This window comes from Pseudomonas sp. FeN3W, assembly GCA_030263805.2.
In the GTDB taxonomy this organism is placed as follows: Bacteria; Pseudomonadota; Gammaproteobacteria; order Pseudomonadales; family Pseudomonadaceae; genus Stutzerimonas; species Stutzerimonas stutzeri_G.
Genome location: CP136010.1, coordinates 1,457,814 through 1,470,874, shown reverse-complemented (window position 1 = coordinate 1,470,874; position 13,061 = coordinate 1,457,814). Strand labels below are relative to the sequence as shown.

Below are 13,061 nucleotides of genomic sequence, written 5' to 3'. Positions count from 1 at the left end.
TTAGTGTCCTTCCCTATAAGCTTCGATTGCTGCTTCACGCGCGTCGCGCCAAGCATCCCAATGACGTTGGAATTGCTGCTTTAGCTGGGCGAGTGTCCCGTTACGCAAGTGCTTGAGCACCCCAAATCGTGTCACCAGCAATCTGGGCTGGCGCTCAGCCGCCATGCTGTTACTGGTCTCAAAATCATCAGCCATACCGGACTCGAGTAGGCTCGTGGGAGACCCTTCGACTCCCGCGAGAATGACTACCGACGCTGGCGAAGGCCCCAAAATGGCCATCAGGTCATCGGCAACAGGCCTGGCGCCACTGTGATCGCCTGAAGCGCCTGACCAGTTCTGCAATGCAATGCTGAGAACATCCCCAACGTCAGGGATTTCGCGCCAATTGCCATCGTCGTTACCGATTGCGACGCAAACCAGAAGCAGCATCAGAATGGCGGTTTCCAGCAGGTCTGCAGTACGAGGCCCGACGCGCAGCGCGTGTTTCCCGTCTAAGCCTTCTGTTTTGGGGTACATGAGTTGTTCTAACAGTGACTCACGCGCAGCGGCGTCGGCTGTTAGCTCAGCGGCCCAAGAGCGCCACTTCGGTTCCAATGCTGCCAGTAATGGCATGTCGGATACCGAGTTCAACCTGGCCGTGATGCGGGCTTGTAGCTGCTCCCACACAAGATTGTTCATTGCCCGGTGAAGTGCTGAAGATTCATCTCGCGCCTCCAGGATCGACGAGATTTCGCGACCCGACGCGCAGGACAGCGCCTCTGAATTGTCTATCCAAGGAAGCTCATCAAGATCACTCTCGCTGATCCCAAGCGTTCTACCCAACTCGTTCCCAGCGCCTTGGCGCCAAAGCGGCTCACCCAGAAGCAGGCAATGGCTCCCGCTCTTCAAGTGCAGGGCCAGCCGAAGGATGGCCGAGTGGAGGGCCACGGTATTTGGCGTAGGCGGGCAATAGGTAGCGTGCAACCGCAGCCTTCTGTTGTTACCGCCCGCTGTCCAGTGGTGACCGACAACTTCCGCGGCAGCATGGGCCGCTGGCAAGCTCGTCGTACCATTCAAGCTGTGGGTACCGGCGACCATCCAACTGGATCCAGCCTGCGGCCTCATGAGGTATTGCGTCCAAGTCACAGCATCTGACCGGCGTGCGTCTTTGAGATGGTTAGCCATCGCATGACAGCTGATGGCGTTAACATCCGTGGTACTTGTAGAAATGTACCCCACTAGCTTCTCAAGGGTTGCCCGCGAATCATTAAAGTGCCGTCCTAACGACTCGCACGCACGCTCTTCAAGGTTCTCTTCGCTCCCTACGGCATGGATCGTAAGTGTCCGCATGGTTTGTCGAACATGATCCCAGTCGGTAAAGCCACACCAGGTCGTCAACCATTTATAGACGTTTTGCGTTGGGGTATCGGGGCGGCTAGATAGGGCAGCCAGATCAAGACCGTCCTGCTTGCAGAGTCGACAAAACTCGTGCAGGTGATTGGCGGTGATGGAGTCACTTGGCTTGCCCTTGATGACAACTTCCAGGCCGAGCAGGATGAGTGAAAAAGCGCGGACTGGCGGCTGCTTGGACTGGGGTGTGAGACTCCAGGCAGACAAGCTCTTCATGGCCTTATCGAGCTCAGAGTCGATGGCGCTATCGGACGGGACAACTGGCGTTGCACTTGCTGCTGCCTTGTTGCCGGCCTTGGGTTTATAGGACTTTATGTAGTCGGCTTTATCGATGTGCTTATCGCTGAAGGGGGTCGTCTGCCGCTTGATCTGGAAGTGCTCATAATGCTCATCCGCATGGTAGATGACCACGTCATCCCATTCGCCGATACCACCTTGTTCGGCACCGATCAGCAACGGTGCAGGGCGCCCATCCAGGTAGTTGTCCACCATGTCCGACAAACGTTGAGCTATTACCAGCTTCTCGTAGCGGCCTTTTTGCTCAAGCCGGAACCTTCGGATCATTCTGAATCCCTTCAAACATTTCGGCACCCAAGGCACCAGTGGCAGGTGTCCACATACTAGCGAGACGGTTTGGCCGAAGAAACAGGGCTCCCGCCGTCTCCCCGTATTCAGTGGCAGCTGGCTTTAGAGTCCAGCCGGCGAGCAGTCTGTAAGAAAGCTGCTGGTTCAGGCTTGTTACGACAGGCTGCTTTTGGCCGGTGGCGGACGCTAGTGACACGCAGCTATCGGCCAATTGCGAGCAGTCAAGAACTAGCTTGGCTGGTCGGACTGGTGAGGCATGCAGGCTATTTTCTGGGCTTGAGCTTTTTCTTTGGCTCATGGACTGTAGGGAGCGGGGTCATGAGTCTCTCTCGTGAAAGTCCTGCTATAGATGCGTTATAGATAAGTCGGTTGGCGAGTTCAGCCATTGTGGAAAGTTGTGCCTTCAGAGCGTCATTCTCAGCTTGAAGTCGGGAAATTTTTTTCATCGCATCTAGTGTGCTTCTTGGTTTCGACATCCCATCGAGTTTTGTTTCGACGGACTTGAGTTGACCTTTCTTTGCTTTGTAGGCGCTTTTAATCAGCAGTTTTTTATTGAGTGCTTGACGAGTTGGTGGGGCTCCCCAGCCTAAAATTTCTTGAGCACCAAGGCAGATGCTGTTCCAGTTCAGTGAATGATCAGTCGGCCAGTTTCTAACAAGTTGCGCGATCTGCCTTTCATTCTTGTCAGAGATGATCTTAGGCATTGTCGGTGCTCCGGAGAAGTTCTAGGCAAGCTAGAAGGTCATCGCCATAAGTTATTCCAAGCATTTGTTTGTCAGGCAGCCTGATCGCGGCTGCTTCGGCTTTTTCGGAAACAATTGTCTGTTCATGGCTGAAGTCCCTGCCCTCTATTTCGATGGGACTCCCATCCGGGATCGATATATCATTCAAAATTGAAAGCAAATTAGTGATTTGCTTAATTTGTGCGGCCGTAACAAGCGTCCAGCGCGACGCCGACCTTTCTCCATCTGATATCGCCTGCTGTGCGGCATCGTACGTCTGTCTAAGGCTATCTAGATCATGTTGAATCGTATCAGTGGCCAGCCTATCTCCTTTACACATCAATAGCTCAGAGCAATTAAGACAGTCTGCGAATTTGTTGCAAGGGCCAGCTCGCCAGCTACGACGACAAATACCGTAGCGGCTGCGATGGAATGGACCATGGCCATATTTTTCTGCATGTTCTTCAGTAACCGGTTGAAGTGGCTCATTTTTCTGGACCGTACCTAGTATGTCTGCTCCTTTGGCGACGAACGTGAGCGGGTCATCATTCAAATATGTGCGCGTCTGCCGACTGGTGGCGCGACTGCTCCACTCCGTGATCAGATCCAATGAAATGCCGCTGCTGCGAGCGAGTCTATTAATTAGGTGGCGAATGCTGTGTGACTTTAACTTAAATGCCTTGTATCCGTGATAGGCGAAAAAGTTAATGGACTCGGCCGCGGCGTTTCCAGTGTCCAGGCGCTTCCCATAAAAACTAGGATCAAATGGCGCTAACAGAACGGGACTTGCAGTGCTCCGCAAGCGCAATTGGTTGCGACGAAGGCATAGCAGTGACTCAGACATTTTCAATGGAGGATTGGTAGATCCCTGGTGTGGCTCCTGGTAGGGGAAATATGGGTTGGTGGCTTTGTGCTCTATTAGTATAAGTTTCCAAAGCGAGTCTAGAGTAAATCCGGACAATGACCAACTACCGGTTAGTCTATGGATAAGGGATTGGCAGCAGGTTCGATCGGTAAAACCTAGAGCCTGCATTACTTGCTTTACCGAGAGTGGCTCGTTGTCTTGAACATTAGGGCAATTGGCGTGGCGGTAGAATCTCGATGGGTTGGTTTCCATGTAACGGGCCAAGGAGCGGCCTTCGTCAGTGATTTTTACTAGCCGATTTATTGCGTCTGTAGTGATATTTATTAGTGTTTTCGGAATTGGTTTGCGTGCAAACTCTTTGGTCTTTGGGACCCAGTAGACTAAATAGTATTGAATCTCCCCGTTTTTGTCGTGATCGTCTCGCAAGCAATCAATGCGAAAGCGCAGGGTCTCACCTATACGCATGGGTGCACTTAGTAGTAAAGCGGTAATGCAAGTGACCATAACGTCATTATCAATCTGCACTTCATAGGCGCCACGTGAGAATACCTCTGCAATCGCAAGTAGCGCATCCTGATCAGGAGCTTTCTGAGCCTTTACTTCAGCAGGTGCTTGAGAACCATTTAAGTAATCGTAACTGCGCGCACCTAGGTAAGGGTGCCTCCAAAAACGCGGGTCGACCTGTATTATGAAGAGATCTGATAACGATTTTAGAATGGAAAGCACTATGTTGCAGAGCGATTGCCGTATAGTGCTTGACTCCAAAGTGCAGACGATTATTTCCCAATGCCGCTGGTCAAATTTAGTGATGTCGGGTGTTGCCATGTTTTGGCGCAACGAAAATTCGATCAGTCGTAATGCAGCGATGTCTCTGCTTATTCCCTTGGTTGGGTGCAGGGTGTGTTTGTATCGGAGAAATGCCTTGGCGAATTCGATAAAGGATGGATGCATCAAATGGATTGGCTGGCTTCGGGACTTGGGTGGTAGGTCTTTATTTTCAAAGTTTATAAAACGGATGCCCGTGTGCGTTGTTTGCCACCTATCAGCTGTCCAAGTAAAGCCGCGCAGGTCGGACCAAAGCGTTAATTCGTTATGAGCAAAATTGATGAAGTCGTCTAGGTTCTGATTGGCTGATATTTCGTGCTTTGGAATAAATTGGATAATCTGGGTCATTGAGTTAGCCCCAGTTCGACAATTCGGTTGTTGCAGCGGGTAATGCAATTTTTTACTGCAAGAATGTCGGCAGAGAGATCAATGGGAATAAGTAGATTTCGCTGCCCGCCAATTCTTAACGCTTGATTCTCCTCAGACTGCCTCTGTAGCAGAGCATCTAGTACTTCATGGTGTGGCGCATGTACGAGAGGTTCGAAATGCTTGCAGCGGTAGCAGGGTATAGGAACCGAGGTCGTAGCGCAGAAGCTGTGCTTGCCACAGCGTCCGACGCTAAGTAGCTCTCCAGGGCGTGAGAACTCGAGTTTGCTAGTCGGATCGGTGGCTCTTGTGGCCTGCTCATCTGAATCGATCAAAGCTCCAGCAAAAGCCATTGCTAGCGGTGCCAAGGCCGGACCCATGGCCTCGTCTATGACACGGGCCTGTTCCGCTGGGTCGTTATAATAGGCTTCGAGTGCTCTTTCTGTTGTGTGGCCCAGCCAGTGCGAAAGCAAATTTTTTGGTACGCCCTTTCGCGCAAGTTGACGTGCTCGTGTATGACGCATTCGGGTCGCATTAATAATCATTACCCGACTGGTGCGGGGGCTGATTGGTGCCTTCGGGCATTTAGAGTACTGACCCTTAGCTGCGCCATATGCGCAGGACGGGGTGTTTCTCTTCCATCTTAATATCTCAGTAATTGAATGCCGTTCAAGATGGAAATGAGGAGAGTCTAGGCTGTCAAGAAGCTCTAGTTTGAGGTGGGTTTCAATCAGGCTGCGGGCTTCTTTAATGCGTTCTTCACTGCAGAAGAAAGGTAGTAGATTTAGTTGGTCGTCCGTGAGAGAGGCCGAGAGTATGCTCATAAAGTTCTCTGACTTCTTGGCGCTGAATTTGGCAAAGCCCCCATACGTGATCTGCCAGTGGGTGTGGTTCGAATTTGCTGTCTCGAAAGCCAGTCTCGGCTGCTTGGTCTTTGATTCCTGGGAAATCGATGATTCGGCCCGTTAGTCCGATTTCTTTTGATTCATCAAAGCCCCTTATATCGCCAGCTTTTAGTAGCGCGATTTGATTTGGCCTTCGCGCGTATTGCATAGACAAGATTTTAATTAGTGTTACTTGGGTGTCAGAGACTCCTGTGTCGTAGTTGTTCCAAGTGGACATCAACAAGGACTCGTATTCATCCTCGGTTAGCCAGCTCTTCTCAGGGTCGTCTGAGAGCACGTTACGTGGGCCGTTAGGGCGAGCAGCTGTTTCTTGCAGCAAGTGCAATGCGTCTATCTTAATGGCTGAATCGTAACGCTCCTTCCAGTGCAGGAAAAATTCGATGGCGACTCTTTTCGCGCCATGGAATCCCGGTCTGGCAATGGAATGCGCTATCCAGCCTGCGTTGAATTCTTCAGGAGGGTTGGAGTTCAATGCTGCCCTGAAGTTCATGAAGAAAGTCGTGCAGGAGGTGGCTGAATAAGTTCCCTGTTTGCTGAAGGAGATTAGGTGAAGTTTGAAGGAGGTCTTGATTGATGAGAGTAATCGCGACAGGCCATGGGTCATGTCGATCCGTTTTTGACCTGTTCTAACTAAAGTGTCATTATCCCAATAAAACAAATCTCCATGAGGCTCAGGGCGATCCGTGCGTTGTAGATCGATGTCAAGCTCTGTTGAGATGTTTGCATGTGTTGGCGTGCTATTCACTGTAGGCCCCTCGCTGAGTCAGATGCAATGGATAAGCCGACTTCGAGCGATTTTTCTTGCACATGTCGATAGTTGTAGCGGTTTGACATGGCTGAGCCGGGGGCCCAGCCCATTAAATACTCTCTTAATTGTCGTTCTTCTTCAAATGACATGCCGATCGCATCTACTTTCATTGAGAATCGATAGTTCCAATCGTGGCGTAAAAGGTGCGGGTGAATCGGTGTTAGTGCCGGAAAGGATTTTTTGAGGTTAGAAAGTCCGGAGTCGAAAGAACTTTTAGGGAGTGCTTGGCCTAGGGTTCGCCCGGCTCGATGGATTACAAAAATGAAGTCTTCGTCAGAGAAACCGACACCTTCGACTTCAGCTCGCCAGTTGTTGCAGTATTCATCAAGTTGTGCCTCGAGGCTTTCCGATATTGGAAGCGTACGGCCGAGTGTTTTAGCAACTGGCTGGTTCAGTCTTGAATCGAATTCATCATGGTGATTGCGGGTGATCTCTAAGGTGGCACTATCCTCGCCAGTTGCATTGCTAAAGTTTTTTAGCTTGAGGCCTAGTAGCTCGCCGACGCGCATGCCAGTTTCGTAGAGAATACGGAGCATTACGATATTCCGTATCCTGGATCCTAGATCTTGAGTGCGCGTTATGCCTTCGAATGGTTGCTCGAACAGGCTCAATAATTTGCCGCTGGAGGCAGTGGTCAGGCTTTTGGTAACTACACGACGGTTTTGCGAGGATTTTGAACCGCTTTTTCGGATTTTCTTTTTAAGAGCATATCGCTTTGAGCTTCGATTGATGCTCTTACGTTTACTGTGTTCCAGTCCGTAATAACCTCTTGGGCAAGCCAGCGAAGATACTCTGTTGCATAGGCGACATAGGTGTTGTACTTCGGGCTTCCGATGACTTCGCCTTTTCCTCCGAGCTTGCTGGCTCTTAGATGGTTAGCAAGGTCATCAATCTGGGCACAGGTGAGAAACTTACTTCTATGGAAACAGTTGGCGAGGTCCACCTGTTTGGTAAATTCCCATTCGCAGATGCGCTTGATCACGGCCAGATAGACTTTCTGCGTCTCGTGAGTGGCTGAGCGGAGGAAGCGAGCGACAAAGGCTGTCGGGTAGAATAAAGGGAGGCCTGGCGTCTCTGTGTCGTAAAGCTGGGAAAACCGCTCGCCGGACCTTGTCATGAAGGTTTTGATTGTGTAGGGCATGTTTACATTTTTGCGCAGTTGAGTGGAAGACGATTTTTGGTTTACATCTTTGCGTTGGGCATCGCGAGCAATTTTGAGCTGGATGCCAGTGTTTGTGACTACTTTGGGGCAAGTGCGCTATGACGATTTACAAATCGAATACTGACAGGGTGGTAGTTCTGGAGACCAACGATTCTGTCGTTGTAGTTTGGCACGCCTACCCTAGGCAGGAAATAGCTGCCCATGTCCATCCTCACGGCCAAGATACTTGGACGGTTATCTCAGGTGAGGCCAAGTATTATCAAGGCAACGGCGTAGAAATTCATCTTAAAGCTGGAGATATTGCCATTGCAAAACCTGGGCAAGTACATGGTGCCGTGAACTCTGGTCCAGGACCTTTCATATTTGTCTCCGTGGTTGCGCCGGGCAGTGCAGGTTTTGCGTTATCTGAGAAATAGGCGAAAGGCCTGAGAGGAACCTGATGAATACACGAGTATTTACGTTCGCTGGTGGAGAAACGGGGGTTTGGCGCGTTGTTGCGATGAATGCCGTGGCAGGAGCCCCTCTCCCTGGAATCCCACGGCTCAACGTAGCCGCTGGCTCTGTTTCGCCGCAGCCTCCGGGCACCAAATGGCTCCTTCGCGGGATAACGAGTAACGAGCGCTATGTCGTGCGTGAAGAGAAGGATCGTCTCGTGGCGAAGCAGCCAAGCTTGGGTCGAGCAGAGGCTACCTGCGCCGCCCTGATCCCTATCCGGAAAAACCCCTCATGGTGGGGACTGTCTCAAGACGAACGCCGGAAGATTTTTGAGGAACAGTCCCGTCACATTCACATCGGGCTCCAATATCTCCCTGCTGTGGCCCGCCGCCTCCACCATTGTCGGGACCTGGGCGAGAACGAACCCTTCGACTTCTTGACTTGGTTCGAATATTCCCCGTCTGATGAGACGGCCTTTAACAGGCTTCTGGCCGAACTCCGAGCCTCGGTGGAGTGGCAGTATGTCGACAGAGAAATCGACATCCGGCTAGTGCATGAGCCGGCCTAGCATCAGGTTTAACTTCGATCTACGTGCGGCACACTCCTGCGACACCCGCAGCCCAGCAAAACCCCGAAAAATCTAGTGTGTCGCATAACTTAGGAGTAACGCGACAGGTATGTCTAGCGAGCCACTAGTCGCTTAAGAACTTTTCTACTTATAGCCTCCTCTTTCTCTCATCGATCTCCTCGGCATCCTGCCGTCTAGAGCCGGCACATTGTCCAGCTTTCGAATGAGGCTCTCCAGCTTTTCCAAGTCGCCCTCGGCAATGGCTCGCTCGTCGGGAGTTAAAGGCACGGCCTCCAAGTACCGTCCGATAGACGATTTGCTTTCCAATGCTTGGGCCCTTGCGCTGGCTTTCGGCAAGTTGAAGTCACACCCCGCACAGGCCATGCGATGTGGGCAGCTGCTCCAGAAGGGATTTGAACAATACGAGTCGCCCAAGTCATAGAAGGTGTAGGGGGCATCTGAATGGCGAACAATTACGTCATGATCGATCAAAACGGAGACCATATGTGTTGCTGCTGACCGAAAACTGACCCAGTAGAGGCTGTTCTGCCGACTGAAAACTGACCCAGGTGTTCAACTGCTTCTGCTCAATTTTTGAGCAGGAGAACACAGGGTGATCAGTATGGAAATGATGGGCAAAATTCGCCGGATGTATTTCCGCGACAAGCTGTCGCTGCATGAGATAGCCAAGCGCACCGGGTTGGCGCGCAACACGATTCGCAAGTGGGTCAGAGCACCTGAGGCCAAGCCGCCGGTCTACCAACGCCGCGCGATCTTCAACAAACTCAGCCCTTTTCACGCCACGCTGGAGCAGGCGCTAAAAGCCGATTCGCTGCGGCCCAAGCAACAGCGGCGCAGTGCCAAGGCGCTGTTGGCGCAAATCAAAGCCGAAGGTTATGACGGTGGCTACAGCCAGCTCACCGCGTTTATCCGTGCCTGGCGAGGGGGACAGGGCAAGGCGTCGCAGGCCTTTGTGCCGCTGACCTTTGCTCTTGGCGAGGCGTTTCAGTTTGACTGGAGCGAGGAAGGCTTGCTGGTCGGCGGCATTTACCGGCGTATGCAGGTGGCACATCTGAAGCTGTGTGCCAGCCGTGCGTTCTGGCTTGTGGCGTATCCGAGCCAGGGCCATGAGATGTTATTTGACGCCCATACACGCTCGTTCGGCTCCTTGGGCGGCGTGCCGCGCCGGGGCATCTACGACAACATGAAGACCGCCGTCGACAAGGTCAATAAGGGCAAAGGCCGGGCGGTGAATGCGCGCTTTGCGGTGATGTGCGCGCATTACCTGTTCGATCCGGACTTCTGCAACGTCGCCGCTGGTTGGGAAAAGGGCATCGTTGAAAAGAACGTGCAAGACAGCCGCAGGCGTATCTGGCTAGACGCCCAGGACTGCCAGTTTCACTCCTTCGAGGAACTCAATGCCTGGCTGGGCCAGCGCTGCCGCGCGCTTTGGAACGAGCTGACGCACCCTCAATACAGCGGGCTCAGTGTGGCCGAGGTACTGGAGTTGGAGCGCGCCGAACTGATGCCTATGCCCGCGGCCTTCGACGGTTACGTCGAGCGGCCTGCGCGGGTCTCCAGCACCTGCCTGGTCAGTGTCGGGCGCAACCGTTACTCGGTGCCGTGTGAGTACGCGGGTAAGTGGGTCAGCAGCCGTTTGTATCCGACCCGCATCGAGGTGGTGGCCGATGATGCGCTGATTGCCAGCCATGCGCGCTTGCTGGATCGCGAACAGGTCAGCTACGACTGGCAGCACTACATCCCGCTGATTGAGCGCAAGCCCGGCGCGCTGCGCAACGGAGCGCCCTTTACTGATCTGCCAGCGCCGCTGCGTCAGCTTAAGCACGGTCTGGGGCGTCATGCCGGCGGTGACCGGATCATGGCGCAAGTCCTGGCTGCCGTACCGGTCGCCGGACTCGATGCCGTGCTGGTAGCCGTTGAGCTGGTACTGGAGAGCGGCAGCCTGAGCGCCGAACACATCCTCAATGTCGTGGCACGGCTGACAGCATCCGAACCGCCGCCCAGCGTCGAAACCCACTTGTCGCTCAAGGAAGCCCCCGTCGCCAACACGGCGCGCTACGACCGCCTGCGTGGCCAGACCAAGGAGATCGGTCATGCGTGATTTGATGGCGGAACTCAAGGAACTGCGCCTGCACGGCATGGCCACGGCCTGGGCGGAGTTAACTGCACAGGGTGAGTCGAACACAGCCTCATCCAAGTGGCTGCTCGAACACCTGCTGGAACAAGAGCACACAGATCGCGCCATGCGCTCGGTGAGCCACCAGATGAACATGGCCAAGCTGCCGATGCACCGCGATCTGGCCAGCTTCGATTTCAACGCCTCTAGCGCCGACGCACGCCTGATCAGCGAGCTGGCCAGCCTGGCCTTTACCGACACCGCGCAGAACGTGGTGCTGATCGGTGGGCCAGGCACCGGTAAAACCCACCTAGCCACCGCGCTGGCCGTGTCCGGCATCACCCGGCACGGTAAGCGCGTGCGCTTCTACTCCACGGTCGATCTGGTCAATCTGCTGGAGCGCGAAAAACACGACGGCAAAGCCGGGCGGATCGCCCAGGCACTGCTGCGCATGGATCTGGTCATCCTCGACGAACTGGGTTATCTGCCGTTCAGCCAGGCTGGCGGTGCGTTGCTGTTTCACCTGCTGTCCAAGCTGTACGAACACACCAGCGTGGTGATCACCACCAACCTGAGCTTCGCCGAATGGTCGAGCGTGTTCGGCGACGCCAAGATGACCACCGCCCTGCTGGATCGGCTGACCCACCACTGCCACATCGTCGAAACCGGTAACGAGTCCTATCGCCTGCAACACAGTAGCTTGGCGGCCCAGGCCAAGATCAAATCACGGGAGCGAAAGCGTAAGGGCGGCCAGGAACCGGAGGACGATGAGCCGTTCTGATTTCATGGCGACGACGGCCTGCTACATGGCTGCGTGTGGCAGGTCTTAAACAACTGAACTGGGCTAGCGAAGGAGTGGGGGCAACAGCAGCTGCGCTGGTAGACTTATCCACAGTTGCTGGTAACAAAATCAGCAATCCGCCCTGGGTCAAATTTCAATCGGCAGGGTGGGTCAATTTTCCATCAGCGCCAACACACTAAGCAACCATCAGAAAATTTTGACTGTACGCCAAAAAATTCGCATCTACCAGCATCTAAACAGGCGTTGTTGATTATCATAAAACACTGACACTGTATTATATAATCGTGCTTTTGTGTTATTTTTTTAATATTTACTGATTACGTACTTGCTTAACCACTCAGTTGCGCTAGAATTAATAGACGCGAAATTTAAATCTCTAATTTTCCAACACTTAGTAAAACCTCGTTTGCCATCCCACTACCATTGTAGGAGCAAATCAGGAGACATAAAAAATTAGCGGTAGCGTGCCTGGCCCTCTAGATAAGTATTGGAGACTGTAATGAAGTTTGAAAAGTCACAGACAGCAATCGACCACCTGACTCCCGAGCAACACCGAATTACCCAGGAGGCGGGCACCGAAAGGCCCTTCACGGGCGAGTACAACGACAACAAGGAGCCTGGCATCTACGTCGACATAGTGTCGGGAGAGCCACTGTTCGCTTCGACGGACAAGTTCGATTCGGGTACTGGCTGGCCCAGCTTCACCAAGCCGATCGTTTCGGCAAACGTGAACGAGGTGCGGGACAGCGCACACGGCATGGTCCGGACGGAGGTCAGGTCAGTACACGCAGACAGTCATCTCGGCCATGTGTTCCCCGATGGTCCTTCCGACCGCGGCGGTCTGCGGTACTGCATCAACTCAGCGTCCCTTCGCTTCATCCCGCGCGACGAGATGGAGTCCGAGGGATACGGTGAATATCTCGATCAAGTAGAGGAGGCTTAACATGCATCAGCGCGCTGTTCTCGCAGGAGGATGTTTCTGGGGCATGCAGGATCTGATCCGCAAGCGGCCCGGCATCATCTCGACCCGTGTGGGTTACACGGGCGGCGATATTCCGAACGCCACGTATCGTAATCACGGCACGCATGCCGAGGGGATCGAGATTGTCTTCGACCCGACAGTGACGAGCTACCGGAACATCCTGGAATTCTTCTTCCAGATCCACGATCCGACGACGCTGAACCGCCAGGGCAATGATCGTGGGCTCTCCTACCGGTCGGGCATCTATTATGTCGACGAGGAGCAGAAGCGCGTCGCCGAGGATACGATCGCCGATGTGGATGCCTCGGGGCTGTGGGATGGCAAAGTGGTGACCGAGGTCCAGCCGGTCGGCGAGTTCTGGGAGGCCGAGCCCGATCACCAGGATTATCTGGAGAAGCGCCCGGGCGGCTACACCTGCCACTTCGTCCGTCCCGGCTGGGTGCTTCCGAAGCGCCAAAAGGTTGACGACGTACAGCCAGCGGCCGGGACCGCGGCGGAATAGGCTTCACT

Annotated in this window: 13 protein-coding genes and 1 pseudogene; 6 read left to right on the top strand and 8 right to left on the bottom strand. The window is 53.6% G+C overall.

All coding sequences use genetic code 11. From position 1 onward, the window contains the following. The 7 genes from P5704_006900 to P5704_006870 form a co-directional block, all read right to left on the bottom strand. Entirely contained in the window at nucleotides 1–1,953 is a 1,953-nt protein-coding gene (locus tag P5704_006900; GenBank protein WOF80199.1) for an ABC-three component system protein, read from the bottom strand. A 284-nt stretch (nucleotides 1,954–2,237) separates the two neighbouring features. Next, nucleotides 2,238–2,678, bottom strand: coding sequence for a hypothetical protein (locus tag P5704_006895; protein WOF80198.1), 441 nt, complete (start codon nucleotides 2,676–2,678; stop codon nucleotides 2,238–2,240). Continuing rightward, on the bottom strand, nucleotides 2,671–4,734 hold the full coding sequence (locus tag P5704_006890) for an integrase (GenBank protein ID WOF80197.1): 2,064 nt from the start codon (nucleotides 4,732–4,734) through the stop codon (nucleotides 2,671–2,673). Before P5704_006890 ends, P5704_006895 begins: the two co-directional genes overlap by 8 nt. Continuing rightward, nucleotides 4,731–5,297 (bottom strand): hypothetical protein, encoded by a 567-nt coding sequence (locus P5704_006885; GenBank protein ID WOF80196.1) that lies wholly within the window; start codon nucleotides 5,295–5,297, stop codon nucleotides 4,731–4,733. Before P5704_006885 ends, P5704_006890 begins: the two co-directional genes overlap by 4 nt. Before the next feature lie 214 nt (nucleotides 5,298–5,511). Further along, nucleotides 5,512–6,402: a hypothetical protein gene (locus tag P5704_006880; GenBank protein WOF80195.1), complete on the bottom strand. Its 891-nt coding sequence runs from the start codon at nucleotides 6,400–6,402 to the stop codon at nucleotides 5,512–5,514. Next, nucleotides 6,399–7,001: a site-specific integrase gene (locus P5704_006875; protein ID WOF80194.1), complete on the bottom strand. Its 603-nt coding sequence runs from the start codon at nucleotides 6,999–7,001 to the stop codon at nucleotides 6,399–6,401. Before P5704_006875 ends, P5704_006880 begins: the two co-directional genes overlap by 4 nt. A gap of 113 nt (nucleotides 7,002–7,114) precedes the next feature. Next, on the bottom strand, nucleotides 7,115–7,606 hold the full coding sequence (locus P5704_006870; GenBank protein WOF80193.1) for a hypothetical protein: 492 nt from the start codon (nucleotides 7,604–7,606) through the stop codon (nucleotides 7,115–7,117). A 119-nt stretch (nucleotides 7,607–7,725) separates the two neighbouring features. On the opposite strand from P5704_006870, the gene P5704_006865 reads away from it, so the two are divergent. Both P5704_006865 and P5704_006860 read left to right on the top strand, forming a co-directional pair. Continuing rightward, nucleotides 7,726–8,043, top strand: a complete 318-nt coding sequence (locus P5704_006865; GenBank protein WOF80192.1) for a cupin domain-containing protein — start codon at nucleotides 7,726–7,728, stop codon at nucleotides 8,041–8,043. 23 nt (nucleotides 8,044–8,066) lie between these two features. Beyond that, nucleotides 8,067–8,630 carry a chlorite dismutase family protein gene (locus P5704_006860; protein WOF80191.1) on the top strand — a complete coding sequence of 188 codons (564 nt, stop codon included), beginning with the start codon at nucleotides 8,067–8,069 and terminating at the stop codon, nucleotides 8,628–8,630. 144 nt (nucleotides 8,631–8,774) lie between these two features. Here the strand turns inward: P5704_006860 and P5704_006855 are convergent. Next, nucleotides 8,775–9,140: pseudogene (locus tag P5704_006855) on the bottom strand (integrase). 112 nt (nucleotides 9,141–9,252) lie between these two features. Between P5704_006855 and istA the strand changes: the two are divergent. The 4 genes from istA (at nucleotide 9,253) to msrA (ending at nucleotide 13,053) form a co-directional block, all read left to right on the top strand. Further along, on the top strand, nucleotides 9,253–10,752 hold the full coding sequence (gene istA, locus P5704_006850) for an IS21 family transposase (protein ID WOF81184.1): 1,500 nt from the start codon (nucleotides 9,253–9,255) through the stop codon (nucleotides 10,750–10,752). Then, nucleotides 10,745–11,548 carry an IS21-like element ISPst3 family helper ATPase IstB gene (gene istB, locus P5704_006845; protein ID WOF80190.1) on the top strand — a complete coding sequence of 268 codons (804 nt, stop codon included), beginning with the start codon at nucleotides 10,745–10,747 and terminating at the stop codon, nucleotides 11,546–11,548. Before istA ends, istB begins: the two co-directional genes overlap by 8 nt. Before the next feature lie 520 nt (nucleotides 11,549–12,068). Continuing rightward, nucleotides 12,069–12,512 carry a peptide-methionine (R)-S-oxide reductase MsrB gene (gene msrB, locus P5704_006840; GenBank protein WOF80189.1) on the top strand — a complete coding sequence of 148 codons (444 nt, stop codon included), beginning with the start codon at nucleotides 12,069–12,071 and terminating at the stop codon, nucleotides 12,510–12,512. 1 nt (nucleotide 12,513) lies between these two features. Then, entirely contained in the window at nucleotides 12,514–13,053 is a 540-nt protein-coding gene (gene msrA / locus P5704_006835) for a peptide-methionine (S)-S-oxide reductase MsrA (protein ID WOF80188.1), read from the top strand. The last annotated feature ends 8 nt before the right edge of the window (nucleotides 13,054–13,061 follow it).

What these genes read in the sequence shown, in the direction of transcription:
- P5704_006865 (WOF80192.1), top strand. Translation starts at nt 7,726, where the DNA reads ATGACGATTTACAAATCGAATACTGACAGGGTGGTAGTTCTGGAGACC.
- istA (WOF81184.1), top strand. Translation starts at nt 9,253, where the DNA reads ATGGAAATGATGGGCAAAATTCGCCGGATGTATTTCCGCGACAAGCTG.
- P5704_006900 (WOF80199.1), bottom strand. Translation starts at nt 1,953, where the DNA reads ATGATCCGAAGGTTCCGGCTTGAGCAAAAAGGCCGCTACGAGAAGCTG.
- msrA (WOF80188.1), top strand. Translation starts at nt 12,514, where the DNA reads ATGCATCAGCGCGCTGTTCTCGCAGGAGGATGTTTCTGGGGCATGCAG.
- istB (WOF80190.1), top strand. Translation starts at nt 10,745, where the DNA reads ATGCGTGATTTGATGGCGGAACTCAAGGAACTGCGCCTGCACGGCATG.
- P5704_006860 (WOF80191.1), top strand. Translation starts at nt 8,067, where the DNA reads ATGAATACACGAGTATTTACGTTCGCTGGTGGAGAAACGGGGGTTTGG.
- P5704_006885 (WOF80196.1), bottom strand. Translation starts at nt 5,297, where the DNA reads ATGATTATTAATGCGACCCGAATGCGTCATACACGAGCACGTCAACTT.
- P5704_006875 (WOF80194.1), bottom strand. Translation starts at nt 7,001, where the DNA reads ATGCTCCGTATTCTCTACGAAACTGGCATGCGCGTCGGCGAGCTACTA.
- msrB (WOF80189.1), top strand. Translation starts at nt 12,069, where the DNA reads ATGAAGTTTGAAAAGTCACAGACAGCAATCGACCACCTGACTCCCGAG.
- P5704_006895 (WOF80198.1), bottom strand. Translation starts at nt 2,678, where the DNA reads ATGCCTAAGATCATCTCTGACAAGAATGAAAGGCAGATCGCGCAACTT.
- P5704_006890 (WOF80197.1), bottom strand. Translation starts at nt 4,734, where the DNA reads ATGACCCAGATTATCCAATTTATTCCAAAGCACGAAATATCAGCCAAT.
- P5704_006870 (WOF80193.1), bottom strand. Translation starts at nt 7,606, where the DNA reads ATGCCCTACACAATCAAAACCTTCATGACAAGGTCCGGCGAGCGGTTT.